Raw genomic sequence first — 25,367 nt, 5'->3', positions numbered from 1 at the left:
AAGGGCTTCATCAGACTCGCACAGAGGTGGCTCAAGAGATGAGCCTGGGCGAACGGCAGCGTGTGGCGGGTGCCAAGAGGCCACGCCAGAAAGCAGAAAGCCCGGTTCCTTTCGGAACCGGGCTTGTGCTTTCTTTGGTCGGGGTGGCGGGATTCGAACTCGCGACCCCTTGCACCCCATGCAAGTGCGCTACCAGGCTGCGCTACACCCCGACTGAAGCTAGAAGTATATACCGAAAAATCGTCAGATGGAAAGCAATTCGTGAATTGATTGAAGTTCTTCGCGCAGCTGGGCCAGGCTGGGGTTGTCCGGCAGCGGTGGACGCACGCTCAGCTCAGCGATGGCCAGATGACTGGCCAGTGCCGCCATGGGAACCGTCGCCGCCACGGTGTCTTCCTGGTCGTCGATCGGCTCGAGAACCTGCACCCCATCGTCGGCCGAGGGAACGTCGGCGCCCCCCTCGACCAAGCGGTTGCGCGCCCCGCTGATCGTGAAGCCCTGGTCGTACAGCAGCTCGCGGATGCGCCGGATCAGCAGCACCTCGTGGTGCTGGTAGTAGCGGCGGTTGCCGCGGCGCTTCATCGGCCGCAGCTGGGTGAACTCCTGCTCCCAGTAGCGCAGCACATAGGGCTTCACCCCGCACAGCTCGCTGACCTCACCGATGGTGAAGTAGCGCTTGGCGGGGATGGCCGGCAGCTCGATGTGGGCGTCTGACATGGCGTGGGTTCAGCAGGAGCACGCCAGCCCCAGGGGCCGGCACGAACAGGGATTGGAAACTTTACTCGAAGTCTTCCGACGGCGGGACGTCGCCCTGCACCACCGCCTTGAGCTTGGCACTGGCGTGGAAAGTGACCACGTTGCGGGCCTTGATAGGGATCGACTCTCCGGTGCGAGGGTTCCGTCCGGGGCGCGGCGCTTTGCGACGAATTGCAAAATTGCCAAAACCCGAGAGCTTCACGTCCTCTCCTTTGACGAGGGCTTCGGTGATGATCTCGAAGAAGGCCTCGACCATGTCCTTGGACTCGCGCTTGTTCAGGCCCAGCCGCTCGAACAGCAGTTCGGACAGCTCGGCCTTGGTCAGCGTCGGCGTCTCCACCGAGGTCAGCAGCACGCGCTCGCCGGCAGGCAGATCGTCTTGGGCATCCATGCTCATCGACTTCCCTTTTCTACTTCCGTTCAAGCACGCAGGCGTGCGCCGTGGGCCGATTGCACCCGGGCCACCGCAGCGGCGATGACCGCATCGATGCGCTCGTCGTTCAGCGTGGCTTCGTTGTCCAGCAGTTCCAGGCGCACGGCCAGGCTGCGCTCGCCCGCCGGGATGTCCGCCGTCGGCTGGGCCGGCTTGTAGATGTCGAACAGCACCGCCGTTCGCACCAGGCCTTGCGGATCGGCACGCAGGGTGTCGATCAGGGCTTCGTGGCTGACCTTGTCGGAGACCACCAGGGCCAGGTCGCGCAGGCTGCTTTGCTGGCGCGGCACCGGCTGGGCGACCGGCACGGGGCGGGCCTGCACCGCGGACAGGTTCAGTTCGAACAGCACCGGCGCCTGCGGCAGGTCATAGGCCTGGCGCCACTTGGGATGCAGTTCGCCCACATGGCCGACCACCACGCCGTCCAGCAGCACCGCGGCGCAGCGGCCCGGGTGCATGGCCGGATGCTCGGCGGCCTGGTAGCTGGCCTTGTACGGGGCCAGCAGCGACTCGACATCGCCCTTGACGTCGAAGAAGTCGACGTTGCGCTCGGTCTCGCCCCACTGCAGCGGCAGCGCCTGACCATAGGCCAGGCCGCCCACATGCATGGGCTGGCAGACCCCGGCGACGCTGGTGTCGGTGGAGGCCACGCTGGCATCACGCCAGAACACGCGGCCCACCTCGAACACCCGCACGCGCGAGGCACGGCGGGCCAGGTTGTACTTGAGCACGTTGACGAGGCTGCCCATCAGGCTCGAGCGCATCACGGCCAGCGGGGCGGCGATGGGGTTGAGCACCTTGATCGGGTCTTCGTTGCCGGACAGCTCGCGCTCCCAGCGTTCCTCGACGAAGCTGAAGTTGATCGTTTCCTGGTAGCCCAGCGCGGCCAGGGCATGGCGCACGGCGTGGCCGCTGCGGCGCGCCTCGGGGCGCACCTTCACGGTCACGGGGGCCAGCGGCGGGGTGGCGGGCAGGCGGTGGAAGCCCAGCACGCGCACCACCTCCTCGATCAGGTCTTCCTCGATCGTCAGGTCGAAGCGCCAGGACGGCGGCGTGACGGTCAGTTCGCCCTCGCCTTCGGTGTACTGCAGGCCCAGGCGCTGCATCACGCCCGCGCACTCCGCCTGGGTGACGGGCATGCCGATGACCTTGGCCGCGCGGGCCACGCGCAGACGCACCGGCTGCCGTGCGGGCATGGCCGGCTGCACGTCGGTGATCGGGCCAGCTTGGCCGCCGCAGATCTGCTGCACCAGGGCGGTGATGCGCTCGATGTGCTCGACCGTCTGCTGCGGGTCCACACCGCGCTCGAAGCGGTGGCCGGCGTCGGTCGAGAAGTTGAAGCGGCGCGAACGGCCGGCAATGGCCGAGGGCCACCAGAAGGCGGCCTCGATGTAGATGTTGCGGGTGTCGTCGGACACGGCGGTGGCGTCACCGCCCATGATGCCCGCCAGCGATTCGACGGCCTGGTCGTCGGCGATCACGCCGACCTGGCCATCCACCGTGATGGTGTTGCCGTTGAGCAGCTTGAGCGTCTCGCCCTCGCGGCCCCAGCGCACCTGCAGGCCGCCGTGGATCTTGTCCAGGTCGAAGATGTGCGAGGGACGGCCCAGCTCGAACATCACGTAGTTGGAGATGTCCACCAGCGGGCTGACCGCGCGCTGGCCGCAGCGCGCCAGGCGCTCGACCATCCAGGCCGGCGTCTGAGCCTTCGTGTTCACGCCGCGCACGATGCGGCCCGAGAAGCGGCCGCACAGGTCACTGGCCTGCACATCCACCGCCAGGGTGTCGTCCAGCGCGGGGGCCACGGCGTCGATGCGCGGGGCGTTCAGCGGGGTGCCGGTCAGCGCGGAGACCTCGCGCGCCACGCCGTACACGCTCAGGCAGTGCGCCAGGTTGGGCGTGAGCTTGAGGGTGAAGAGCGTGTCGTCCAGGTTCAGGTACTGGCGGATGTCCTGGCCCAGCGGCGCGTCGGCCGGCAGCTCCAGCAGGCCGCCGTGGTCCTCGCTGAGCTGCAGCTCGCGGGCCGAGCACAGCATGCCGAAGCTCTCCACGCCACGCAGCTTGCCCACCTTGATCTGGAAGGGCTTGCCGTCTTCGCCCGGGGGCAGCTCGGCGCCCACCAGGGCCAGGGGCACACGGATGCCCACGCGGGCATTGGGCGCACCGCAGACGATCTGCAGCGGGCCGTCCTTGCTGTGCGGACCGGCGTCCACGCGGCACACGCGCAGGCGGTCGGCATTGGGATGCTGCTCGGCTTCGACGATCTCGCCCACCACGATGTTCGTGAACGGCGGCGCCACCGGGCTCATCTCTTCCACCTCGAGACCGGCCATGGTCAGCAGATCGGCCAGTTGCTGGGTGGAGATCGGTGGGTTGCAGAACTCGCGCAACCAGGATTCAGGGAATTGCATGTTGGGATCCGATGATGTTCTGGAAAACGGGCGGGAGCGGCGGGCAGCTTGAGTGCCCTGCCCGGCTCACCTGAACTGGCTCAGGAAGCGCAGGTCACCGTCAAAGAACAGGCGCAGGTCGTTCACGCCGTAACGCAGCATGGTCAGCCGGTCGGGCCCCATGCCGAAGGCGAAGCCGATGTAGCGCTCGGGGTCCAGGCCGAAGTTGCGCACCACGTTCGGATGCACCTGGCCGGAACCGGCCACCTCCAGCCAGCGGCCCTTGAGTGGCCCGCTGGCGAAGGCGATGTCCACCTCGGCCGAAGGCTCGGTGAAGGGGAAGAACGACGGGCGGAAACGGATCTCCAGGTCGTCGGTCTCGAAGAAGTTGCGGAAGAAGTCGGCGAACACCGCCTTCAGGTCCTTGAAGGACACGTTCTCGCCGATCCACAGGCCTTCGCACTGGTGGAACATCGGGGAGTGGGTGGCATCGCTGTCCACACGGTAGGTGCGGCCCGGCGCGATGACGCGGATCTCGGGCATGGCCTGGCCCGCAGCCAGCGCGGCGGCGTGGCGCTTCACATGCTGCACGGCGTGCCGCACCTGCATCGGGCTGGTGTGGGTGCGCAGCAGGTGGCCGCTGCCGTCCGGCGCCTGGGTGTCGACATAGAAGGTGTCGTGCATCGAGCGCGCGGGGTGGTCGGCCGGCGTGTTCAGCGCAGTGAAGTTGAACCAGTCTTCCTCGATCTCGGGGCCATCGGCCACCTCGAAACCCATCGAGCCGAAGATGGCCTCGATGCGCTCCATCGTGCGGGACACCGGGTGCAGCCCGCCCATGCCGTGCTGGCGGCCGGGCAGCGAGACGTCCAGCGACTCGGCCTTCAGCTGCGCCTGCAGTTCGGCCTCGGCCAGGGCCTGGCGGCGTTCGGTCAGCAGCGACTCGATGCGCTGCTTGGTCTGGTTGATCTCGGCCCCGCGGGTCTTCTTTTCCTCATGGGACAGGGCACCCATGCCCTTGAGGAGTTCGGTCACCTGACCGGCCTTGCCCAGGTAGCGGGCCTTGGCGTTTTCCAGCTCGGCTGGTGTGGCGGCGGCGGCGAAATCCGCCTGCGCAGCGCTCACCAGTTGGTCGAGATCGTTCATGTTCGGTGCAAATCAATGAAAAAAGGCCGACACCTGGGGTGACGGCCTTTGAGAGCCTGAGAGGGTTCTCAAAGCCTGCCAGGCAGGCCTTGGTCACCCTGCAGGGTTATCAAGCAAGCTGGGCCTTCACCTTGTCGACGATGGCGGCAAAAGCGGCCGGGTCGTGAATGGCCATGTCCGACAGAACCTTGCGGTCGATGTCGATCGAGGCCTTCTTCAGGCCAGCCATGAACTTGCTGTAGGTCAGTCCCAGGCTGCGGGCGCCAGCGTTGATACGGGCGATCCACAGTTGACGGAACACGCGCTTCTTGGCGCGACGGTCACGGTAGGCGTACTGACCCGCCTTCATCACCGCCTGCTTGGCGATGCGGAAGACATTCTTGCGGCGGCCGCGGAAACCCTTGGCCAGGGCCAGAACCTTCTTGTGACGAGCGCGGGCGGTAACACCACGTTTGACGCGAGGCATGTGTTTCTCCTTCTAGTCTTGGTGGATTACAGGCCGGCGAACGGCAGCATCTGAGCGATGTGGCCCATGTTCGTCTCATGGACGTTGGCCGAACCGCGCAGCTGACGCTTGTTCTTGGTGGTCTTCTTGGTCAGGATGTGACGCTTGAAGGCTTGACCGCGCTTGACGGTACCACCCGGACGCACGCGGAAGCGCTTCTTCGCGCTGCTCTTGGTCTTCATCTTGGGCATGACTGCTCCTTTTATGACACCTCTGCTGGGCGGCGGCGTGGTCACACCGCACTTGATGGCCTGCAGTGGCTTCTCTTCGCCACCCGGTGACCAGACCGGGCGGTGAAACCTTGAAAACGCTTACTTCTTCTTCGGGGCCAGGACCATGATCATCTGGCGGCCTTCGAGCTTGGGCATGTGCTCGACCACCGCCACATCGGCCAGTTCGTCGCGAATGCGCTCCAGGAGACGCATGCCGATGTCCTGGTGGGTGATTTCACGACCACGGAACCGCAGCGTGACCTTGCCCTTGTCACCGTCTTCGGCAATGAAGCGGCGCAGATTGCGCATCTTGATGTTGTAGTCGCCTTCGTCCGTACCCGGACGGAACTTGACTTCCTTGACCTCGATGACCTTCTGCTTGGACTTGGCCTCGGCAGCGCGCTTCTGCTCCTGGTACTTGAACTTGCCGTAGTCCATCAGCCGGCACACCGGCGGATCGGCCTGGGCTGCGATCTCGACCAGATCGACGTCGTGCTCGGCTGACAAACGCAAGGCTTCCTGAATGCTCACGATGCCCAGCGGCTCGTTCTCCACGCCATTCAGACGCACCTGGGGTGCAGTGATCTCGCGGTTGAGTCGATGCTTGCGCTCGACGTTCGGCATCCGACGGTCGGCAAAGGTAGCGATGGTGAAAACCCCTCATGCAGGTCTTCCGGCAAGAGGAAAACCCCGTTGAAAAAGATTGGAACGCAAAAAACCGAGGTCGCCTCAGACCTTGGTGGCAATGTCGTTCGCGAGCTTCTCTTGGAACTCTGCGAGGGACATCACACCCAGGTCCTGGTTGCCTCGGGCGCGCACCGCAACAGCCCCGCTTGCCTTCTCCTTGTCGCCCACGACAAGGATGTACGGAACTTTTTGCAAAGAATGCTCGCGGATTTTATACGTGATTTTCTCGTTGCGCAAATCCGCCTGGACCCTAAGCCCTTGTTTTTGCAGCGCTTTCACCACGTCCGTGACGTAATCCGCCTGGGCGTCGGTGATGGAGGACACCACGACCTGGGTCGGCGCCAGCCAGACGGGCAGCGCGCCGGCGTGCTGTTCGATCAGGATGCCGATGAAGCGCTCCAGGCTGCCGACGATCGCACGGTGCAGCATCAGCGGGCGGTGGCGGCTGCCGTCCTCGCCCACGAAGTCGGCGTCCAGGCGCTCGGGCAGGTTCGGGTCGATCTGGATCGTGCCGCACTGCCAGGGCCGGCCCAGCGCGTCCTTGAGCGTGTACTCGATCTTCGGACCGTAGAAGGCGCCCTCGCCCGGCAGGTACTCGAACTCGCAGCCCGAGGCCTTCAGGCCGTTGGCCAGCGCGGCCTCGGCGCGGTCCCAGCTTTCCTCGGTGCCGATGCGCTTCTCCGGCCGGGTCGAGAGCTTGTAGATGATGTCCGTGAAGCCGAAATCCTTGTAGACCTTCTGCAGAAGTTGGGTGAAGGCCACCACCTCCGATTCGATCTGATCTTCCGTGCAGAAGATGTGACCATCGTCCTGCGTGAAGGCGCGCACCCGCATGATGCCGTGCAGGCCGCCGGTGGGCTCGTTGCGGTGGCAGGCGCCGAATTCACCGTAGCGCAGCGGCAGGTCGCGGTAGCTCTTGATGCCCTGCTTGAAGATCAGGATGTGGCCCGGGCAGTTCATCGGCTTGAGCGCGTAGTCGCGCTTCTCCGATTCCGTCGTGAACATGTTCTCGCGGTACTTGTCCCAATGGCCGGTCTTCTCCCACAGGCCCTTGTCCAGGATCTGCGGGCCCTTGACCTCCTGGTAGCCGTTCTCGCGGTAGACGCGGCGCATGTACTGCTCCACCTCCTGCCACACCGTCCAGCCCTTGGGGTGCCAGAACACGGTGCCGGGCGAATGCTCATCGATGTGGAACAGGTCCAGCTCGCGGCCGATCTTGCGGTGGTCGCGCTTCTCGGCCTCCTCCAGCATGGTCAGGTACTGCTGCAGGTCTTCCTTGCTGGCCCAGGCCGTGCCGTAGATGCGCTGGAGCATCTCGTTGCGGTGATCGCCGCGCCAGTAGGCGCCGGCCACCTTCATCAGCTTGAAGTGCTTGAGCTTGCCGGTGCTGGGCACGTGCGGGCCGCGGCACAGGTCTTCGAAGGCGCCCTCACGGTAGAGCGAGACATCCTCGTTGCTCGGGATGCTGCCGATGATCTCGGCCTTGTAGGCCTCGCCCAGGTTCTTGAAGTAGGCCACGGCCTCGTCGCGCGGCAGCACGCGGCGCACCACCGGCTCGTCCTTCTTGGCCAGCTCGGCCATCTTCTTTTCGATGGCGGCCAGATCCTCGGGCGTGAACGGGCGCTTGTAGGCGAAGTCGTAGTAGAAGCCGTTCTCGATGACCGGGCCGATGGTGACCTGGGCCTCCGGGAACAGTTCCTTGACCGCATAGGCCAGCAGGTGGGCGGTGGAGTGGCGGATCATCTCCAGCCCCTCGGGCTGCTTGTCCGTGATGATGGCCAGCGCGGTGTCCTGCTCGATGCGGAAGCTGGTGTCCACCAGCCTGGCGGCATCGCCCGTGCCGATCTTGCCGCCCAGGGCGGCCTTGGCCAGGCCTGTGCCGATGGACGCCGCCACCTCGGCCACCGTCAGCGGGGCCGGGTATTCGCGTTTCGAACCATCGGGCAAGGTGATCGTGAGCATCGGAGATTCCTCAAGGGGCACCTGCGGGTGCCAGGCTGGATTTCAGGGGGGAGTGCGCGAGGGCCGGCACAGAAAAGCAAAACGCGGCCACCGGGGCCGCGTTGCGAAAGCACAAACGAAAGACGCAGAAGTGCACCGCGGCCGATCAGACCTCTTCGAAGAAGATCGAGCAAGTTCGCGGTGTCATAACCCGTGCTGCCTTTCCCGGTTCTGTGCTGTGGGTGATTAGGGGGTCAAGTATAGCCCGGCCGGGCGGGCTCCCGAGCGGCCGATGCCGATGGCCGGCGCAGCTCGCCCGGGGTGCAGCCAAACCAGCGCCGGACGGTGCGGCTGAAGTTCGAGGTGTCCTGGTAGCCGAGTTCGGAGGCCACCTCCTCCACGCTGCGGTGGGTGTGCTGCAGCAGCCACAGCGCCCGGTTGCGCCGGGCCGCGTCCAGCAGCAGCTGAAAGGAACTGCCCTCGGCAGCCAGCCGGCGCATCAGCGTGCGAGGCCCCAGGCCGCAGGCCTGGGCCACCGCCGGCAGGCCGGGGTAGGCCCCCGCCGGCGCGGCCGCCAGCAGGGCCGATACCTGCTGCACCAGGCTGCGGTCGGCCAGAACGGCCAAGGCGGCCTCGCAATCGCGGCAGGCCGAGGCATGGGCCTGCGCGTCGGCCCCCAGGCAGGGCAGCCGGGCCGCCTCGGCGCTGACCGTCATGGCCAGCAAGGGCTGACCGAAACGGAACTGCACCGGCGCAAAGCGCTGGTACTGCGCCGCCCAGGCCGGGGTCGGCAGCGGCATGTCCACGCTGATGCCCGCCGGCCGCTGGCCCAGGGCGGATTCGATGACCGACAGCATCGCGGCCACCACGGTGTCCAGGTAGAACCCGCGCGCCCTCCCCCACTCCACCCGCTCCACCGCCTGCAGGTGCAGGCCGGCCGCCACGGGTCGCATGACCCAGGCCAGCGACGCATTGCGCACGGCGCCGTAGCGCGCCAGCATCTGGAGCGCACCGGACAGGTCGCGCGCGGTGACGGCCGCATAGCCCAGGGGCCCATGGGCCGAGACCGGGGCCTGCCGGCCCAGTTCCAGGCCCAGCCAGGGCCGGCCCGAGGCGGCCAGCGCGGCCTCGATCAGCCGGATGATGGTTTCGCGCGGCAGGGGACGGTCGTCGCTGACCAGCGTGGACCAGTCCAGGCCGGCCAGGGCCAGCACGCCGTCGCCATCCACGGCGGCCTGCTGCAGCAGCATCCGCAGCAGCCGGGCATAGATCGGATGGATCAGCGAATCGAGCGCAGGCGCGACCGCTGGGGAAGAAAGTGTGGAGGGCGACACGGAGGGGCCAGGCGAGCTCAGGGACTTCCCTGGGTGGCAGGTCAAACGGACGGTTTTGTCACTTTATGACGATCCGCTGTCAGCACCATCGGTGGTTGCGCGTACCTGCCCTGTCGACACTGCGGCCACCACAGGCCTGCGGGTCGGCGCCAACGGTGCCGGCACGAGGCCTCCGCCCCGGGAGACCGCCATGTCCACCAGCACCGCGCCATCGTCAGACCGTCCACCGATCTACCGCGACCCCAAGCGCCATGCCTGGCTGCTGTCGCTGCTGGTGCCGCTGAGCATCGGCGCCGGCCCGCTGATGTGGACGGCGCATCCCTCGCACTGGGTGCTCTGGGTCCCGACCGTCTTCGTCTATCTGGTGGCGCCGCTGCTGGACCTGCTGCTGGGCACCGACAGCAGCAACCCGCCCGAGCCCGCGGTGCCGGCCCTGGAGGCCGACCCCTACTACCGCTGGGTCACCTATGCCCTGGTGCCGCTGCTCTGGCTGGGCTTCATCTTCGCGGCCTGGTTCAGCCAGCAGCCCGGTCTGAGCACCGCCGACCGGGTGGCCCTGGTGCTGGCCACCGGCGGCGTGGGCGGCTTCTGCATCAACCTCGGCCATGAACTGGGCCACAAGCGCACGACGCTGGAGCGCTGGCTGGCCAAGCTGATCCTGGCGCCGACCTTCTACGGGCACTTCACCATCGAGCACAACCGCGGCCACCACCGCGACGTGGCCACGCCGGAGGACCCGGCCTCCTCCCGCATGGGCGAGAGCATCTGGCGCTTCGTCTGGCGCGAGATGCCAGGGGCATGGCGTCGCGCCTGGGCCCTCGAACGTGCCCGCACCCGGGCCGATGGGCAGGCGGTCTGGTCGCTGCACAACGAGATCCTGCAGCCCATGCTGGTGGGCCTGGCGCTGTGGGCCGCACTGGTGCTGTGGCTGGGGCCGCAGGTGCTGCTGTTCCTGCTGCCCACTGCCCTGTGGGCCAATTTCCAGCTCACCTCTGCCAACTATGTGGAGCACTACGGGCTGCTGCGACAGAAGACCCCTCAGGGGCGCTACGAACCCTGCCAGCCTCGCCACTCCTGGAACAGCAACCACCTGTTCTCCAACTGGGCCACCTTTCACCTGCAGCGCCATTCCGACCACCACGCCCATCCGCTGCGCCGCTACCAGTCGCTGCGGCATTTCGACGAGGCACCCCAGCTGCCCTGCGGCTACTTCGGCCTGTTCCCGGTGGCCTACCTTCCGCCGCTGTGGTTCGCGCTGATGGACCGCCGCCTGGTCGAGTCGGTGGGGCGCGACCCGGACCGCATCAACTTCGACCCGCGCCGCCGCACGCGCCTGATGGCCCGCCACGGCCTGGCGCAGCCGGCCCCCGCTTCTCCCCATTCTTCTGCTTCCGACCTCCCGGCGCGCTCGACGCCCTGACCTCCCCTCACCATGACCCCCAACCAGACTTTCGATTACGTCATCGTCGGCGGCGGCAGCGCCGGCTCGGTGCTGGCCAGCCGGCTCAGCGAAGACCCCGCCGTCTCCGTCGCCCTGCTGGAAGCCGGCCCAGCCGACCGCAGCGTGCTGATCCACTGCCCGGCCGGCCTGGGCGTGATGGCCCGCACCGGCCAGGCCAACTGGTGCTTCGAGACCACGCCGCAGCCCGGGCTGAACGGCCGGCGCGGCTACCAGCCCCGCGGCAAGGTGCTGGGCGGCTCCAGCTCCATCAACGCGATGATCTACATCCGCGGCCACCGCAGCGATTACGACGGCTGGGCCGCCGCCGGCAACCCCGGCTGGGCATGGGACGCCGTGCTGCCCTGGTTCAAGCGGGCCGAGGACAACGCACGCGGCGCTGACGCCTGGCACGGCCAGGGCGGACCGCTGCATGTGATGGACCTGTGCGACCCCAACCCGCTGTCACGCCGCTTCGTCGAGGCCGGGCGCCAGGCCGGCTGGCCCGAGAACCCGGACTTCAACGGCGCTGCCTTCGAGGGCGTGGGGATGTACCAGGTCACCCACCAGAACGGCGAGCGCTTCAGCGCCGCCAAGGGCTATCTGCGCCCCCACCTGGGTCGCCCCAACCTGCAGGTCTTCACCGAGGCCCGGGCCGAGCGCCTGATCCTCGACGGCCGGCTGGTGCGCGGAGTGGATGTGTTGCACCGTGGCCAGCGCCTGCGGCTGATGGCCCGCCAGGAGGTCGCCCTGTGCGCAGGCGCCTTCCAGTCACCGCAGCTGCTGATGCTCTCGGGCGTGGGCGATCCGGTCGAGCTGCAGCGCCACGGCATCACGGTGCGCCACGCCCTGCCCGGCGTGGGCCGCAACCTGCACGACCACCCGGACGTGGTGATGGTGCTCAAGGCGCCCCGGGCCCGTGAGAGCTTCGGCCTCGGCCTGGGCGGCGGCTGGGACATCGCCCGCGCCATCGGCCAATGGCGGCGCGAACGGCGCGGCCTGCTGACCTCCAACTTCGCCGAGGCCGGCGGCTTCTTCCGCAGCCGGCCGGACGAGGCCGTGCCTGACCTGCAGTGGCACTTCGTGGTGGGCCAGTTGGTCAACCACGGCCGCAGCGCGGTGTGGGGCCACGGCTACTCGGTGCATGTGTGCCTGCTGCGCCCCCAGAGCCGCGGGCGGGTGACGCTGGCCAGCGCCGACCCGTTGGCCGCCCCGGTGATTGACCCGGCCTTCCTGGCCGAAGCCGACGACCTGGACCGGCTGGTCAGCGGCGTGCAGCAGACCCGCCGCCTGCTGGCCCAGCCCGCGATGGCGGCCCTGGGCGGGCAGGAGCCCGGCCCCCTGGCCCGCGCGCAGGACCCGCAGGCCATCGCCGAATTCATCCGTAACCATGCCGACACCATCTACCACCCGGTGGGCAGCTGCCGCATGGGCGCCGACCCGCTGGCCGTGGTGGACGCCCAGATGAAGGTGCACGGCCTGTCGGGCCTGCGGGTGGTGGACGCCTCGGCGATGCCCAGCATCGTCAGCGGCAACACCAACGCCCCGGTCATCATGATGGCCGAGCGGGCAGCGGCCTGGATGGCGGCCGCCCGCTGGCGCCGGGAGGATGCCGCCGTCATCGCGCCGGCGCCGCCGGTGGCCGAAGCCGCGGGCTGAACCACCGTCGCGGCGGAGCGCGGGTCAGGGCAAGGGCTGCAACTCGGGCGTGGCCCGGCCCTCGACCCAGGCCTGGAATTCGTCGGCCAGTCGCTGGCTCTCGGACACCGCACGACGCCAGGCCTTTTCGCGCGCGGCGTCGTCGTCCAGGTAGGCCTTGAAGTCCTCGCGGCTGGGCAGGCGCTCGCCGGGCAGCGTGGCCAGCCATTCGGGCCGGGGGGCCAGCACCACCACCCGGTCCAGCGCGGGGGTGGCGCGGTGGCGCCAGCGCCAGGCCTTGTCCAGCCAGCCCGGCACCAGCGTGGGCTGAAAGTGCGGGTACAGCACCCAGCCCGGGTCCCCGCCCTGCCCCGCGTCGCCGGCCAGCAGACGGTCGTAGCGCAGGTGCAGGTGGTAGTCGGTGATGCCGCCGTCCCAGTAGGCCCCGCGCGGCGCGCCCGGGATGTCGTGCACCGCCTCCAGCCAGAACGGGATCGAGCAACTGGCCAGCACGGCCGGGATCAGGTTCTGCAGCGACAGGGCGACCTGCTGGCCGCGGAAGTCGTGCAGGGGCAGGGGCAGCGCATCGCGCGGGTCCGAGAACACCACCCGTTCCAGCCAGCCCCCCAGGGCCGGGCGGGCCACCAGGTTGCTGACGAAGGCCGCGCCATAGCCCAGGCCGGTGCGCCAGCGGGCGGTCTCGCGCCGCAGCCAGCGCCGGCCATGGCTGGTGAACACATGCAGGCGGTACCGCGGATGGGCCAGCAGTGCCGCCTCCTGCCCGCCGAAGTGCTCCTGCAGCTTGGCCCCAAACACCGCACTGACATGGCCGGGCAACGGCGACTTGCCGGGCGCATGCGCGTAGCGCTGGGTGATGTAGTCCTCGGCCAGGCGCTGCAGCGCGACCACCGGGTCGGGCATGCAGGCCGCCGTCATGCGCCAGGCGCCGATGGAGGCACCCAACAGATGCACCGTGTGGCCGCCGCGCGGCAGCCAATCACCGAACAGGAACTGGTCCAGGGGGCCCAGGATCAGGCCCTTGGGGCCACCGGCGGCGCCCGGCACCACCCGCACCTCGGCCGGCGTGAGCGGGCCCTGGCGCAGGCGTGCCAGCGCGGCCGGGCCGGCCAGGATGCGCAAGGCCTTCATCGCCATGACCGGCGGCGCCCGCTCAGCGCTTGAGCTTGGCGAAGGCCGCGGCCATCGCGTTCGGGGCCTCGGCCGGGTGGCCACGACCGGACTGGGCGCGCTCGCCACGGGCGGCCGGGCGGTAGCTGTTGTCGCCACGGCTGCCGCTCTTGGGGCCAGGCGCGGCGGCGTCGAGCTTCATCGTCAGGCTGATGCGCTTGCGGGCCAGGTCCACCTCCAGCACCTTGACCTTGACGATGTCGCCGGTCTTGACCACCTCGCGGGCGTCGTTGACGAACTTGTTGGAGAGCTGGCTCACATGCACCAGGCCGTCCTGGTGCACGCCCAGGTCCACGAAGGCGCCGAACTGGGCCACGTTGGACACCGTGCCTTCCAGCACCATCCCTTCCTTCAGGTCCTTGATGTCTTCGACGCCATCATTGAAGCGGGCCACCTTGAAGTCCGGGCGCGGGTCGCGGCCGGGCTTTTCCAGCTCGGCCAGGATGTCCTTGACCGTGATGGCGCCGAACTTCTCGTCGGCAAAGGCCTCGGGCCGCAGCTTACGGATCACGTCGGCATTGCCGATCAGCTCCTGCACCGGCCGGCCGGCGGCGGCGATGATCTTTTCGACCACCGGGTAGGTTTCCGGGTGTACACCCGACAGGTCCAGCGGGTTGTCGCCATCGCGGATGCGCAGGAAGCCCGCGGCCTGCTCGAAGGTCTTGGCGCCCAGGCCGGCCACGTCCAGCAGCTGCTGGCGGTTGCGGAAGGCGCCGTTGGCGTCGCGCCAGCGCACGATGCTGTTGGCCACCGCGGTGGACAGGCCCGAGACCTGGGCCAGCAGCGGCGCCGACGCGGTGTTCAGGTCCACGCCCACCGAGTTCACGCAGTCTTCCACCACCGCGTCCAGCGTGCGGGCCAGCTCGCTCTGGTTCACGTCGTGCTGGTACTGGCCCACGCCGATGCTCTTGGGCTCGATCTTCACCAGCTCGGCCAGCGGATCCTGCAGGCGGCGGGCGATGGACACCGCGCCGCGCAGGCTCACGTCCAGGTCCGGCAGTTCCTTGGAGGCGAATTCGGAGGCCGAGTAGACGGAGGCGCCGGCCTCGCTGACCACCACCTTCTCCAGCTTCACGTCCGGGGCCATGCCCTGGATGCGCTTGATCAAGTCGGCCGCCAGCTTGTCGGTTTCGCGGCTGGCGGTGCCGTTGCCGATGGCGATCAGGTTCACGCCATGGGTGGCCACCAGGCGACCCAGGGTGTGCAGGCTGCCTTCCCAGTCGCACTTGGGCTCGTGCGGGTAGACGGTGGACGTGGCCAGCACCTTGCCGGTGTCGCTCACCACCGCCACCTTCACCCCGGTGCGGATGCCCGGGTCCAGGCCCATCACCACGCGCTTGCCGGCCGGTGCGGCCAGCAGCAGGTCGCGCAGGTTCTCGGCAAAGACCTTGATGGCCACCTTCTCGGCCTCTTCGCGCAGGCGGCCGAACAGGTCGCGCTCCAGGCTCATCGACAGCTTGACCTTCCAGGTCCAGGCGATGGTCTTGCGGATCAGCTCGTCGCCGGCACGCTTGGCGTGGCGCCAGCCCAGGTGCTGGGCGATGCGGCCTTCGGCCAGCGTGGGTTGCCCCGGCACCACTTCCTCGTCGAGCACCAGTTTGGCGTCCAGGATCTCCAGCGTGCGGCCGCGGAACACCGCCAGCGCGCGGTGGCTGGGCACGGTGCGGATCGGCTCGTCGTAGTCGAAGTAGTCGCGGAACTTGCTGTGGTCGGGGTGGTTCTCGTCCTTGCCCGGGGCCAGCTTGGACTGGAACAGGCCCTCGGCCCACAGCCATTCGCGCAGCTTGCCCACCAGGGTGGCGTCCTCGGCCCAGCGTTCGGACAGCAGGTCGCGCACGCCGTCCAGCACCGCGAAGGCGTCGGCAAAACCGGCATCCGGGTTCAGGAAGGCGGCGGCCTCGGCCATCGGGTCCAGGCTGGGGTCGGCAAACAGCTTGTCGGCCAGCGGCTCCAGCCCCGCCTCACGGGCGATCATGCCCTTGGTGCGACGCTTGGGCTTGTAGGGCAGGTAGAGGTCTTCCAGCTCCTGCTTGGTGGGCGCGGCCTCGATGGCGGCGCGCAGCTCCGGCGTGAGCTTGCCCTGCTCGTCGATGCTTTTCAGCACCGCGTCGCGGCGCTCTTCCAGCTCGCGCAGGTAGCCCAGCCGGGCTTCCAGCTCGCGCAGCTGGATGTCGTCCAGGCCGTCGGTGGCCTCCTTGCGGTAGCGGGCGATGAAGGGCACCGTGGCGCCGCCGTCCAGCAGGGTGACGGCGGCATTGACTTGGGCCGGCCGAACCTTCAGTTCGGCCGCAATTTGCAACAGGATCTTGTCCAAAACCGTTCGCGAGCACGTCGCTCAAAGTCGGGAGAGCGCGGGAGTTTAAGCGCCCCGGCGCCCCCACCGGCTCAAACCGCCGGACGCAGCATCTCCTGGTGGGGGATGTCGTCCTCCAGATAGACCTCACCCACGGGCTGGTAGCCGAAGCCGCCATAGAAGGCGGCCAGATGGGCCTGGGCGCTGATGCGGTTGGGCCGGCCGGGCCAGGTCTGGTCGCATCGGCGCACGCCCTCGCCCACCAGCACGCGCCCCAGGCCCAGGCCCCGAACCGCCGGGTGGTTGACCACCCGTCCCAGGGCCGGCTCGTCGTACTTCTGCCCCGGATCCACCGCCCGCAGGTAGAGCACCAGTTCGCCGGCCGACAGGCCGTTCCAGTCGTGGCCCAGGCGGCCCAGCAGGTGCCAACTGTGCTGGTCGAGGCCGTCCGGGTCCAGGTAGGGCCCCTGCTCCAGGATGAACACGCGGGCCCGCAGTTGCAGCAGGTCGTAGAGGTCCTGCAGGCCCAGGTCGGGGAAGCGGCACCAGGTCCAGTGGATATCGGGCGATGGGGTCGTCATGGTGGCCCCATTGTCCATCCGCAGGTGGAACCGCTCAGCGCGGTGGCCGCGCCGGCGCGCTGACGCCGCCCAGGAACTTGAAGGTGGCGGTGGCATGGGCGCACAGATCGCCCTGGGCGTTGAGCACCCGGCCCTCGCAGAAGGCCATGCTGACGGTGCGCTGCAGCACCGTGCCGATGCCGCGCAGCTCGCCCTCCGCCGGCCGCAGGAAGCTGGTCTTGAGCTCAATGGTGGCCACGCCCGGCCCTTCCTGGTGGCCGCTGCGGGCCGCCAGGGCCATCGAGATGTCCATCATCGTCAGCAGAAGCCCGCCATGGGCCACACCCCAGCCGTTCAGGTGGGGCGGCTGCAACCACACCCGCACCTCCGCGCGGTCCTCCGTGGCCCCGTAAAACTGCAGGCCCAGGTGGTGGGCAAAGGGAATGGCGATCGGAAAGGGCTGAGGATGGGCCTGGGGCGGGGCATGGGTGCTCATGCGGCAATCTTCTCGCAAACCCTGAGTGAACACCCTCCCCAGGACCGAAGCCGCCGCCGAGCAAGAACGGAAAGCCCCACCTCCGGTCAGGCGCCGCGCCCTTGCCTACACTGGCCCGCATGGACGACCGCCGCGCCCCCTCCCCCCCTGACGCCACGCGCTGGCCCAACCGCTTTGCGGGCCTGGGCCCGGCCTTCCACACCCCAATGCGTGGCGCCGGCCTGCCCGACCCGCACTGGGTCGCCACCAGCGACGATGCCGCCGCCGTGTTGGGCTGGCCGGCCGACTGGTGGCAGCGATGGCCCGAGGCCCTGGCTGTCTTCAGCGGCAACAGCACCTGGGAAGGCATGGCGCCGCTGGCTTCGGTCTACAGCGGTCACCAGTTCGGTGTGTGGGCCGGACAGTTGGGCGATGGGCGGGCCCTGATGCTGGGCGAGGTGGACACGCCGCAGGGGGCGATGGAACTGCAGCTCAAGGGGGCGGGCCGCACGCCCTATTCGCGCATGGGCGACGGCCGGGCTGTGCTGCGCTCCTCCATCCGCGAGTTCCTCTGTTCCGAAGCCATGCACCACCTGGGCATCCCCACCAGCCGCGGCCTGTGCCTGACAGGCTCGTCCCTGCCGGTGCGCCGCGAGCGGGTGGAGACAGCGGCCGTGGTCACCCGTGTGGCGCCCAGCTTTCTGCGTTTCGGCCACTTCGAGCACTTCTACCACCACGACCGGCACGAGGAGCTGCGCACCCTGGCCGAGCATGCCATCGCGCACCATTTCCCGGCCTGCCGCCAGGCCGAGCAGCCGGTGCTGGCCCTGCTCGGCGAGGTCACCGAACGCACGGCCCGGCTGATCGCCCAGTGGCAGGCGGTGGGCTTCTGCCACGGGGTGATGAACACCGACAACATGTCGCTGCTGGGGCTGACGATCGACTACGGCCCCTTCGGCTTTCTGGATGTGTTCGACCCGCAGCACATCTGCAACCACTCCGACGAGGGCGGGCTGTATGCCTACGCCCGCCAGCCCAAGGTGGGCTGGTGGAACCTGCACGCCTTCGCCCAGGCCCTGGTGCCTCTGGTGGGCCAGGGTCAAGGAACGCCGGAGGATGTGGCCGCCATCCGCGCCGCGCTGGCCCGCTACGAAACCGTCTTCGCCCAAGCGCTGGCCGCGCAGATGCGCGCCAAGCTGGGCCTGCGCGAGGCGCGCGAGGGCGACCAGGACCTGGTCAACGACTGGCTGCGCCTGCTGGAGACCCAGAAGGTGGACTACACCATCGCGATGCGCCGCCTGTGCGATTTCTCCCCTCGGGACGCCGGGCCGGTGCGCGATGTCTTCATGGACCGCGAGGCCTTTGACGCCTGGGCCGCGCGCTACGCGGAGCGTCTGGCCGCCGAGCACAGCATCGACACCGAGCGGCAGGCCACGATGCGCCGCGCCAACCCGCGGGTGGTGCTGCGCAACCACCTGGCGGAAACCGCCATCCAGCGGGCGGAACAAGGCGACTTCGGCGAGGTCCAACGCCTGCTGGCGGTGCTCTCCCGTCCCTTCGACGACGACAGCGGCACAGCCGCCGACGCCGGCTTCCCGCCCGACTGGGCTCAGCAACTCTCCGTGTCCTGCTCCTCATGACCCACGATCCGCACGACCACGACGACACCCGCTATCCCGTCCAGAAGACCGAGGCCGAGTGGCGCGACCAGCTCGACCCGGTGCAGTTCGCCGTGGCACGGCAGGCGGCCACCGAACGCGCCTTCACCGGCGTCTACTGGAACCACTGGGAGCCGGGTGTCTACCGCTGCGTGGGCTGCGGCCAGGCCCTGTTCAGCTCCGACACCAAGTTCGACGCCGGTTGCGGCTGGCCCAGCTACAGCCAGGCCATCGAAGAAGGCCGGGTCGAGCGGCTGATCGACACCTCGCACGGCATGACGCGGGTGGAGGTGCGCTGCGCGAACTGCGGCTCGCACCTGGGCCACGTCTTCGATGACGGCCCCGCGCCCACCGGAGAGCGTTTCTGCATCAATTCGGCAGCGATACACTTCGCGCCGGATTCCGGAACGCCATGAAACTTCTGTTCGACCTGCTGCCCATCGTCCTGTTCTTCGCCACCTTCCGTTATGCGGACGGCCACCAGGACTGGGCGGGCGCCTTCGCCACCGAGCATTTCGGCGGTCTCGTCTCCGGTGGCGTGGTGGCGCCCAAGGAAGCCCCCGTGCTGCTGGCCACCGTCGTGGTCATCGTCGCCACGCTGGCCCAGGTGATCTACCTCAAGGCCCGTGGCCGCAAGGTGGACGCCATGCTCTGGTTCAGCCTGGCCCTGGTCGTGATCCTGGGCGGCCTGACCATCTGGTTCCACAACGAGACCTTCATCAAGTGGAAGCCCAGCGGCCTGTACTGGGCCTTCGGCATCGCCCTGTGGGCCAGCCAGGCGCTGTTCGGCAAGAACCTGCTGCGCAGCACCCTGGGCAAGGAACTGCCCCTGCCCGACCCGGTGTGGCGCCGCCTGAACTTCGCCTGGATCGCCTTCTTCGCCCTGATGGGCCTGGTCAACCTCTGGGTGGCCTACAGCTTCGAGACCGCCATCTGGGTGGACTTCAAGCTGTTCGGCGCCACCGGCCTGATGCTGCTGTTCATGGTGGCCCAGGGTGTCTACATCAGCCGCCACCTGCCCGACGGCGATGGCAGCGACAACGAGTCCCGCAAGAGCCTGCCGTGAATCCCGCCCCGCCCCGTCCCACGGCCTCGCAGATCGATGCCGTCCTGCGCGCAGCCCTGGCCCCGAGCCTGCTGGAAGTGCGTGATGACAGCGCCGCCCATGCCGGCCACGCAGGGGCTGCCGAAGGCAGCCATTTCAGCGTGCGGATCGTCAGCGAACGATTCGTGGGGGTGGCCCGGGTGGGCCGTCACCGCCTTGTGTATGATGCCCTGCGCGACTTGATGACCCAGGGCATCCACGCGTTGGCGCTGGACACCCGCGCACCGGGCGAACACTGAGCCCCGGGGCGCCACAGGCATCGGACGGTCTTCACGTGTGTCTCACGTCAATCCGTCGTTTCGCTTCGCGCCCTCTTCCTTCCCGTCATTCCTGTTCCTGACGACACGAGTCCCCCGAAAGGCGACATCCACCATGAAGCTGAAGTCCACTGTCCTGCTGGCGGCCCTGGCCGTGATCCTGCCGCTGGCGGCCCAGGCCCAGAACGTTGCCATCGTCAATGGCAAGCCGGTGCCCAAGGCGCGCGTGACCACCCTGCTGCAGCAGGCCAACCGCAGCGGCCAGCCGGTCACCCCGGAAATGGAATCCCGCGCCCGCGACGAAGTGGTGCTGCGCGAGATCTTCGCCCAGGCCGCCGAGAAGGCCGGCATCCCTGCCAGCGCCGACTTCAAGGCCCAGCTGGAGCTGCTGCGCCAGACCGTGCTGATCCGTGAGCTGTTCGCCGACTACCAGAAGAAGCACCAGCCGTCCGAGGCCGATGCCAAGGCCGAGTACGAGAAGATCAAGGCGGCTTCGTCGGGCACCGAGTACCACGCTCGCCACATCCTGGTGGAGAACGAAGACGAAGCCAAGAAGCTGATCGAGCAGCTCAAGGGTGGCGCCAGCTTCGAAGAGCTGGCCAAGAAGAACTCCAAGGACCCGGGCTCGGCCGAGAACGGCGGCGACCTGGACTTCGCCAAGCCCGAGACCTATGTGCCGGAATTCGGCCAGGCCCTGGCCGCGCTGAAGAAGGGCGAATACACCCAGACCCCGGTGAAGACCCAGTTCGGCTGGCACATCATCAAGCTGGAAGACACCCGCGAAGCCAAGTTCCCGGCCTTCGAGGAAGTCAAGCCGCAGATCATGCAACGCCTGGCCCAGGCCTCCCTGCAGAAGTACCAGGAAGACCTGAAGAACGCCGCCAAGACCGACTACAAGTTCTCGGCCGGCGAGTAAGCCCTCCGGGCCCTCGGCCCCATGCGACAAGGCACCTTCGGGTGCCTTGTTCGTTTGGGGCCGCCGATTGCGCGGCACGGGCCGGTTAGCATCGCAACACCCCATTTCCGTTCAAGTCCATGGCCGCTGCCAATCTGCTCGCCCTCATCGACGACATCACCACCGTGCTCGACGACGTGTCGGTGCTGACCAAGGTGGCCGCCAAGAAGACCGCCGGCGTGCTGGGTGACGACCTGGCGCTCAACGCCCAGCAGGTGCATGGTGTGGACGCCAGCCGCGAACTGCCGGTGGTGTGGGCCGTGGCCAAGGGCTCGCTGGTCAACAAGGCCATCCTGGTGCCCGCAGCGCTGGCCATCAGCGCGCTGGCCCCCTGGCTGGTCACCCCCTTGCTGATGGTCGGCGGCGCCTACCTCTGCTTCGAAGGCTTCGAGAAGGTGTGGCACCGGCTGCACCACGGCGCCGACGCCGAGGAGAGCCACGCCGCGCTGACCGAGGCCCTGGCCGATCCCGCGGTGGATCTGGTGGCACTGGAGAAGGACAAGATCCGCGGTGCCATCCGCACCGACTTCATCCTGTCGGCCGAGATCATCGCCATCACCCTGGGCAGCGTGAGCGGCGCCCCCTTGCTCACCCAGTTCGGCGTGATGGTGCTGGTGGCGGTGGTGCTGACCATCGGCGTCTATGGCCTGGTGGCGGCCATCGTGAAGCTCGACGACGCGGGCCTGGCCCTGGCCCGGCTGCGCGGCGAAGGCGGCTTGCGCGATGGCCTGCGCGGTCTGGGCCGGCTGCTGCTGGGGGCGGCGCCCTGGCTGATGAAGACGCTCAGCGTGCTGGGCACGGCCGCCATGTTCCTGGTGGGCGGCGGCATCCTGGCGCACGGCCTGCCGGCCCTGCACCATGGCGTCCAGGCATTCACCCAGCCGCTGCCAGGCTGGCTGGGCGCGGTGGCCGGTGTCGTGGCGCCGGCCCTGATCGGTGTGGTGGCCGGTGGGCTGGTGCTGGCGGTGGTCAGTGCCGTGGCCCGTCTGCGCGGGCGCGCCGCGCACTGAACGCGCTCAGGCGCTCAGCGTCTCGCCCTGGGCTGCCAAACGGCCGGCGTCGATCAGCAGCTGACGGTCGCAGCGCGCGGCAATGGCCCGGTCGTGGGTCACCAGCACCAGGGTGGTCCCGCGCTCGCGGTTGAGCTCGAACATCAGCTCCATCACCTTCTCGCCGGTGGCATGGTCCAGACTGCCGGTGGGCTCGTCGGCCAGCAGGACCTTGGGCTGCACGACAAAGGCCCGGGCCAGCGCCACCCGCTGCTGCTCGCCGCCGGACAAGAGCCGCGGGTAGTGGCCCAGGCGCTGCCCCAGCCCGACACGCTGGAGCATGTCGGTGGCGGCGGCACGGGCATCGCGCCGGCCCGCCAGCTCCAGCGGCAGCATCACGTTCTCCAGGGCCGTGCGGTTGGCCAGCAACTGGAAGCTCTGGAACACGAAGCCCAGGGCGCGGGCCCGCAGCGCGGCGCGGGCGTCCTCGTCCAGCGCGAACAGGTCCTCGCCATCGAGCCTGACCGAGCCTTCGCTGGGCACGTCCAGCCCGGCCAGCAGGCCCAGCAGCGTGCTCTTGCCCGAGCCCGAGGCCCCCACGATGGCCGCGGACTCCCGGGCCCGCAGTGTGAAACTGATGTCGTGGAGAATGGTCAGAGTCCCGGTGGCATCGCTCACCCGCTTGGTGAGGTGCTCGACGGCGATGATGGCTGGGGTCATGGAATGAAGGACAAGGGCGTGTCAGACAAGAGAACCGCACCGGACGCGAAGCCGGTGCTGCCAGTCGGGCGTCGGCAATGGCTGCTGCACTGTAGCCTGTTGGCCTGCGCCCTGCCCTGGCAGGCCCATGCGCTGGCCGCCGAAGCCGCCCAGACGCCCACCCTGCTGGTGCTGGGCGACAGCCTGTCCGCCGAGTACGGCCTGGCCCGCGGCAGCGGCTGGGTGGCCCTGCTGGGCGAGCGCCTGGCCAAGCGACCCCGCCCCTGGCAGGTGGTGAACGGCAGCATCAGCGGCGACACCACGGCCGGCGGCCGCAGCCGCCTGCCCGCCCTGCTGAAGCAGCATCGGCCCAAGGTCGTGATCATCGAACTGGGCGGCAACGATGCGCTGCGCGGCCTGCCCCTGGCCAGCACCCGCGACAACCTGGAGCAGATGGTCACCCAGGCCCAGGCCCAGGGCGCCAAGGTGCTGGTGGCGGGCATGCAGGTGCCCCCCAACTACGGCGCGGCCTACACCCGCGATTTCGCCGCGGTGTTCAGCGAGGTGGCGAGGCAGCGCAAGGCCGCGCTGGTGCCCTTCCTGCTCAAGGGCGTGGCCGACCGGCCCGATGCCGACGCGTGGTTCCAGGCCGACCGCATCCATCCGCTGGCCAAGGCCCATCCCATCCTGCTGGACAACGTCTGGCCGGTGCTCCAGCCACTGCTGCGCTGAGGAGCGCCGTTCAGCGCTGCGGGCTGTCGCGGCGCTTGTCGTCTTCCGTCGGGCCCGGGCGCCGGCCACCCCCATGCGGGTCGCCCCGCTCGGCCGCCGGCGGCACCGGCCGCACCGGCATGGGCTGATACGCCGGTGGGCTGGGCGCACGCGGCGCGGGGGGCATGGCCCCGGGGCGTGGCTCGGGCTGGCGTGCCTCGGGCGCCGGCCGCACAGGTTGGGGCTGGACCAAGGGTTGAGGCTGCAGCCCCGGCGGCCGGTAGCCGCCGCCCCGCACCTCGTCTGCGGGGTTCCCGTCGCGCGGCGGCGCCTGGTAGCGCGGCTCCGGGATCGGCACCGGATTCGGTACATGGGCGCGAGGCGCCTGCCCGGCGGCCGGCCAGTCGGGCTGGCGGGCCGGCATCGACGACTCCGAAGGCACGAAGGGCTGCGGCCGCACAGGCGTCTGCGGTGTCGGACGGGCCGGCGCCGGCGTCACCGGCGCGGGGTGCACCGGCAGGGGATGGCGGCGCACGTCGGGCGGATTGGCGCCCGAACCGGGCAAGGACGGGCGGGGCTGCGGCGGCTGAACCGGCACATGGCCCCAGCTTGGCGCGGGCGGCACCCGGCCGCCGGTCTCGCCACCCTGCCCCGGCAAGGGCCCCACGGGGCGGGACGGCGGCGGCACCGGCATCAGGGGGATGCGGCCACGATGCTCGTCATCCTGCGGCCGCACCGCCCGCCAGACCGGCTGCTGGGCCTGGACCACCTGGGCGGGCACCCAGGTGGCACCGCCCGGCGCCCAGCGGTTGCGGTAGTCGATGGCGCCCGGGGCCACGGGGTAGCGGATCACCGGCGGCCGCCAGGGGTTCACCCGCTGGTAGTAGACCGGCGTGTAGACATAGGCCGGGACGAAAGGCTCCATCGGCGCCAAGGGCACCCAGCCCACCGTGGGCGGGCCCGCGTTGATCGACACGCTCCAGCCCGAGCCGCCCACCCAGCCCACCAGGGCCGGTGCATAGACCGGCCGGCGCACATAGTTGCCGGGCACCCAGACCCAGCGGGTGCCCCAGTACACCCAGCGGCCGTAATGGAAGGGGGCAAAGCCCCAGGGCGCATCGTCCACCCAGGTCCAGCCCCAGGGCGCCACCCACATCCAGCGGCCGTAGCGGTACGGCGCCCAGCCCGCGCTCACCACCAGCGGCTGCCAGACCACGCCGTACTCGGGGTGCTGCTCCCAGCGGCCATAGCGGTCCAGATCGTCCGCGCCGGTCATCTCGCTGGAGACGGGGGGGTTGTCGCGGGCCCAGTCGCTGCGCAGGTCCTCGTCCTGCACCCAGGCCACGAAACGGTCCTGCGGCAGGTCGGTCCAGGTGATGTCCAGCTGCCGGCTACCGGGCTGTTGCACCAGTTCGACCGACTGCCCGGCCCGCAGGCTAAAGCTGCGCGCCGGGCTGCTGAAGCGCCCCTCGCCGGCCAGCACGCTCAGCCGGGAGCCGGTGTCGTCCTGGCTGAGCACGTAGGCCCCGGTGCCGGTGGGCTGCAGGCTGCCCAGGGCCCAGTTCAGCGAGAACTCGCGGATCACCTCCGGCTGGCGGATGCGGGCCGACACCGCGCCGGACTGCAGCCACAGGTCGATGCGCGCATCGTCCAGCCGACGCACCTGCAGCACCGTGCCGCCGTCCAGGCGCAGCACGGTGGAGCCGATCTCCACCCGGGCCCGGCTGCCCGGGTCGGTGCTGATCCAGTCCCCGCTGGTGACGGGTTGGTTGCGCTGCAGGCCGGTCCATTCGCCCTGCCCGCCCTGCTGCAGCCAGCCGCTGCCGTCCAGGTCGGCCAGACGCCCCACCCGGCCGGGCGGATCCCCTGCCGCCTGGGCAGCCACCATGCCGACCGCCAGGGTCACCCCCAGCCACAGACGCAGACACCACGATGCCAAGAGCTTGTTCATGCCACTTCAACGCGCCGGGCCGTCTGCCGGCTGACGGCGGGAGCCCCCG

Annotated in this window: 24 protein-coding genes and 1 tRNA gene; 9 read left to right on the top strand and 16 right to left on the bottom strand. The window is 69.2% G+C overall.

From position 1 onward, the window contains the following. Nucleotides 1-135: 135 nt before the first annotated feature. From LRM40_RS09060 to LRM40_RS09015, 10 genes are all read right to left on the bottom strand, one after another. Nucleotides 136-212: transfer RNA gene (locus LRM40_RS09060), tRNA-Pro, on the bottom strand. A 31-nt stretch (nt 213-243) separates the two neighbouring features. Beyond that, entirely contained in the window at nt 244-717 is a 474-nt protein-coding gene (locus LRM40_RS09055) for a MerR family transcriptional regulator (protein WP_151125311.1), read from the bottom strand. 61 nt (nt 718-778) lie between these two features. Next, complete coding sequence (locus LRM40_RS09050) at nt 779-1,147, bottom strand: integration host factor subunit alpha (RefSeq protein WP_151125331.1); 369 nt, start codon at nt 1,145-1,147, stop codon at nt 779-781. A 29-nt stretch (nt 1,148-1,176) separates the two neighbouring features. Continuing rightward, the gene (gene pheT / locus LRM40_RS09045; protein WP_151125312.1) at nt 1,177-3,600 is read right to left on the bottom strand and encodes a phenylalanine--tRNA ligase subunit beta; all 2,424 of its coding nucleotides are present in this window, start codon (nt 3,598-3,600) and stop codon (nt 1,177-1,179) included. 66 nt (nt 3,601-3,666) lie between these two features. Beyond that, nucleotides 3,667-4,722, bottom strand: coding sequence for a phenylalanine--tRNA ligase subunit alpha (gene pheS / locus LRM40_RS09040; protein WP_151125313.1), 1,056 nt, complete (start codon nt 4,720-4,722; stop codon nt 3,667-3,669). Between the two features lie 109 nt (nt 4,723-4,831). Next, nucleotides 4,832-5,188, bottom strand: a complete 357-nt coding sequence (rplT, locus tag LRM40_RS09035; RefSeq protein ID WP_022981258.1) for a 50S ribosomal protein L20 — start codon at nt 5,186-5,188, stop codon at nt 4,832-4,834. A gap of 26 nt (nt 5,189-5,214) precedes the next feature. Continuing rightward, nucleotides 5,215-5,418, bottom strand: coding sequence for a 50S ribosomal protein L35 (rpmI, locus tag LRM40_RS09030; RefSeq protein WP_022981259.1), 204 nt, complete (start codon nt 5,416-5,418; stop codon nt 5,215-5,217). 120 nt (nt 5,419-5,538) lie between these two features. Continuing rightward, complete coding sequence (gene infC / locus LRM40_RS09025) at nt 5,539-6,063, bottom strand: translation initiation factor IF-3 (protein ID WP_151125314.1); 525 nt, start codon at nt 6,061-6,063, stop codon at nt 5,539-5,541. Between the two features lie 105 nt (nt 6,064-6,168). Next, complete coding sequence (thrS, locus tag LRM40_RS09020) at nt 6,169-8,088, bottom strand: threonine--tRNA ligase (protein WP_151125315.1); 1,920 nt, start codon at nt 8,086-8,088, stop codon at nt 6,169-6,171. A gap of 233 nt (nt 8,089-8,321) precedes the next feature. Next, nucleotides 8,322-9,401, bottom strand: coding sequence for an AraC family transcriptional regulator (locus LRM40_RS09015; protein WP_151125316.1), 1,080 nt, complete (start codon nt 9,399-9,401; stop codon nt 8,322-8,324). A gap of 190 nt (nt 9,402-9,591) precedes the next feature. Here LRM40_RS09015 and LRM40_RS09010 point away from each other — a divergent pair, with 190 nt between their 5' ends. Further along, nucleotides 9,592-10,821, top strand: coding sequence for an alkane 1-monooxygenase (locus LRM40_RS09010; protein WP_151125317.1), 1,230 nt, complete (start codon nt 9,592-9,594; stop codon nt 10,819-10,821). 12 nt (nt 10,822-10,833) lie between these two features. Further along, nucleotides 10,834-12,498 carry a GMC family oxidoreductase gene (locus LRM40_RS09005; RefSeq protein WP_151125318.1) on the top strand — a complete coding sequence of 555 codons (1,665 nt, stop codon included), beginning with the start codon at nt 10,834-10,836 and terminating at the stop codon, nt 12,496-12,498. A gap of 24 nt (nt 12,499-12,522) precedes the next feature. Here LRM40_RS09005 and LRM40_RS09000 read toward each other — a convergent pair whose 3' ends face one another. The 4 genes from LRM40_RS09000 to LRM40_RS08985 form a co-directional block, all read right to left on the bottom strand. Continuing rightward, a complete protein-coding gene (locus LRM40_RS09000; RefSeq protein ID WP_151125319.1) occupies nt 12,523-13,626 on the bottom strand; it encodes a patatin-like phospholipase family protein in 1,104 nt (367 codons plus the stop codon). A 22-nt stretch (nt 13,627-13,648) separates the two neighbouring features. After that, nucleotides 13,649-15,979, bottom strand: a complete 2,331-nt coding sequence (locus tag LRM40_RS08995; RefSeq protein ID WP_151125320.1) for a Tex family protein — start codon at nt 15,977-15,979, stop codon at nt 13,649-13,651. A gap of 71 nt (nt 15,980-16,050) precedes the next feature. Next, nucleotides 16,051-16,539, bottom strand: coding sequence for a GNAT family N-acetyltransferase (locus LRM40_RS08990; RefSeq protein WP_151125321.1), 489 nt, complete (start codon nt 16,537-16,539; stop codon nt 16,051-16,053). 34 nt (nt 16,540-16,573) lie between these two features. After that, entirely contained in the window at nt 16,574-17,014 is a 441-nt protein-coding gene (locus LRM40_RS08985; protein ID WP_151125322.1) for a PaaI family thioesterase, read from the bottom strand. Between the two features lie 119 nt (nt 17,015-17,133). On the opposite strand from LRM40_RS08985, the gene LRM40_RS08980 reads away from it, so the two are divergent. The 6 genes from LRM40_RS08980 (at nt 17,134) to LRM40_RS08955 (ending at nt 21,978) form a co-directional block, all read left to right on the top strand. Beyond that, nucleotides 17,134-18,633, top strand: a complete 1,500-nt coding sequence (locus LRM40_RS08980) for a protein adenylyltransferase SelO (protein ID WP_151125323.1) — start codon at nt 17,134-17,136, stop codon at nt 18,631-18,633. Continuing rightward, a complete protein-coding gene (msrB, locus tag LRM40_RS08975) occupies nt 18,630-19,067 on the top strand; it encodes a peptide-methionine (R)-S-oxide reductase MsrB (protein ID WP_151125324.1) in 438 nt (145 codons plus the stop codon). Before LRM40_RS08980 ends, msrB begins: the two co-directional genes overlap by 4 nt. After that, a complete protein-coding gene (locus LRM40_RS08970; protein WP_151125325.1) occupies nt 19,064-19,717 on the top strand; it encodes a septation protein A in 654 nt (217 codons plus the stop codon). Before msrB ends, LRM40_RS08970 begins: the two co-directional genes overlap by 4 nt. Then, complete coding sequence (locus LRM40_RS08965) at nt 19,714-19,995, top strand: BolA family protein (RefSeq protein WP_151125326.1); 282 nt, start codon at nt 19,714-19,716, stop codon at nt 19,993-19,995. Before LRM40_RS08970 ends, LRM40_RS08965 begins: the two co-directional genes overlap by 4 nt. Nucleotides 19,996-20,128: 133 nt before the next feature. Further along, the gene (locus LRM40_RS08960) at nt 20,129-20,929 is read left to right on the top strand and encodes a peptidylprolyl isomerase (protein ID WP_151125327.1); all 801 of its coding nucleotides are present in this window, start codon (nt 20,129-20,131) and stop codon (nt 20,927-20,929) included. Nucleotides 20,930-21,048: 119 nt separating this feature from the next. Next, the gene (locus LRM40_RS08955) at nt 21,049-21,978 is read left to right on the top strand and encodes a DUF808 domain-containing protein (protein WP_151125328.1); all 930 of its coding nucleotides are present in this window, start codon (nt 21,049-21,051) and stop codon (nt 21,976-21,978) included. Nucleotides 21,979-21,984: 6 nt separating this feature from the next. Here LRM40_RS08955 and LRM40_RS08950 read toward each other — a convergent pair whose 3' ends face one another. Then, nucleotides 21,985-22,677 (bottom strand): ABC transporter ATP-binding protein, encoded by a 693-nt coding sequence (locus tag LRM40_RS08950; RefSeq protein WP_151125329.1) that lies wholly within the window; start codon nt 22,675-22,677, stop codon nt 21,985-21,987. Between the two features lie 18 nt (nt 22,678-22,695). Here LRM40_RS08950 and LRM40_RS08945 point away from each other — a divergent pair, with 18 nt between their 5' ends. Further along, nucleotides 22,696-23,388 (top strand): arylesterase, encoded by a 693-nt coding sequence (locus LRM40_RS08945; RefSeq protein ID WP_375138583.1) that lies wholly within the window; start codon nt 22,696-22,698, stop codon nt 23,386-23,388. A gap of 10 nt (nt 23,389-23,398) precedes the next feature. Here LRM40_RS08945 and LRM40_RS08940 read toward each other — a convergent pair whose 3' ends face one another. Then, on the bottom strand, nt 23,399-25,318 hold the full coding sequence (locus LRM40_RS08940; RefSeq protein WP_231067477.1) for a DUF6600 domain-containing protein: 1,920 nt from the start codon (nt 25,316-25,318) through the stop codon (nt 23,399-23,401). Nucleotides 25,319-25,367: the final 49 nt, after the last annotated feature.

Origin of the sequence: Ideonella dechloratans, from assembly GCF_021049305.1 — a bacterium.
Classification (GTDB): domain Bacteria; phylum Pseudomonadota; class Gammaproteobacteria; order Burkholderiales; family Burkholderiaceae_C; genus Ideonella; species Ideonella dechloratans.
Note: the sequence above shows the minus strand (reverse complement) of the source record. Positions and strands in the feature narration are given on the sequence as shown.

What these genes read in the sequence shown, in the direction of transcription:
- thrS (WP_151125315.1), bottom strand. Translation starts at nt 8,088, where the DNA reads ATGCTCACGATCACCTTGCCCGATGGTTCGAAACGCGAATACCCGGCC.
- LRM40_RS09005 (WP_151125318.1), top strand. Translation starts at nt 10,834, where the DNA reads ATGACCCCCAACCAGACTTTCGATTACGTCATCGTCGGCGGCGGCAGC.
- LRM40_RS09055 (WP_151125311.1), bottom strand. Translation starts at nt 717, where the DNA reads ATGTCAGACGCCCACATCGAGCTGCCGGCCATCCCCGCCAAGCGCTAC.
- msrB (WP_151125324.1), top strand. Translation starts at nt 18,630, where the DNA reads ATGACCCACGATCCGCACGACCACGACGACACCCGCTATCCCGTCCAG.
- infC (WP_151125314.1), bottom strand. Translation starts at nt 6,063, where the DNA reads ATGCCGAACGTCGAGCGCAAGCATCGACTCAACCGCGAGATCACTGCA.
- rpmI (WP_022981259.1), bottom strand. Translation starts at nt 5,418, where the DNA reads ATGCCCAAGATGAAGACCAAGAGCAGCGCGAAGAAGCGCTTCCGCGTG.
- LRM40_RS08955 (WP_151125328.1), top strand. Translation starts at nt 21,049, where the DNA reads ATGGCCGCTGCCAATCTGCTCGCCCTCATCGACGACATCACCACCGTG.
- LRM40_RS08960 (WP_151125327.1), top strand. Translation starts at nt 20,129, where the DNA reads ATGAAGCTGAAGTCCACTGTCCTGCTGGCGGCCCTGGCCGTGATCCTG.
- rplT (WP_022981258.1), bottom strand. Translation starts at nt 5,188, where the DNA reads ATGCCTCGCGTCAAACGTGGTGTTACCGCCCGCGCTCGTCACAAGAAG.
- LRM40_RS08990 (WP_151125321.1), bottom strand. Translation starts at nt 16,539, where the DNA reads ATGACGACCCCATCGCCCGATATCCACTGGACCTGGTGCCGCTTCCCC.
- pheT (WP_151125312.1), bottom strand. Translation starts at nt 3,600, where the DNA reads ATGCAATTCCCTGAATCCTGGTTGCGCGAGTTCTGCAACCCACCGATC.
- LRM40_RS09050 (WP_151125331.1), bottom strand. Translation starts at nt 1,147, where the DNA reads ATGGATGCCCAAGACGATCTGCCTGCCGGCGAGCGCGTGCTGCTGACC.
- LRM40_RS08985 (WP_151125322.1), bottom strand. Translation starts at nt 17,014, where the DNA reads ATGAGCACCCATGCCCCGCCCCAGGCCCATCCTCAGCCCTTTCCGATC.
- LRM40_RS08940 (WP_231067477.1), bottom strand. Translation starts at nt 25,318, where the DNA reads ATGAACAAGCTCTTGGCATCGTGGTGTCTGCGTCTGTGGCTGGGGGTG.
- LRM40_RS08980 (WP_151125323.1), top strand. Translation starts at nt 17,134, where the DNA reads ATGGACGACCGCCGCGCCCCCTCCCCCCCTGACGCCACGCGCTGGCCC.
- pheS (WP_151125313.1), bottom strand. Translation starts at nt 4,722, where the DNA reads ATGAACGATCTCGACCAACTGGTGAGCGCTGCGCAGGCGGATTTCGCC.
- LRM40_RS08970 (WP_151125325.1), top strand. Translation starts at nt 19,064, where the DNA reads ATGAAACTTCTGTTCGACCTGCTGCCCATCGTCCTGTTCTTCGCCACC.
- LRM40_RS09000 (WP_151125319.1), bottom strand. Translation starts at nt 13,626, where the DNA reads ATGAAGGCCTTGCGCATCCTGGCCGGCCCGGCCGCGCTGGCACGCCTG.
- LRM40_RS09010 (WP_151125317.1), top strand. Translation starts at nt 9,592, where the DNA reads ATGTCCACCAGCACCGCGCCATCGTCAGACCGTCCACCGATCTACCGC.
- LRM40_RS08950 (WP_151125329.1), bottom strand. Translation starts at nt 22,677, where the DNA reads ATGACCCCAGCCATCATCGCCGTCGAGCACCTCACCAAGCGGGTGAGC.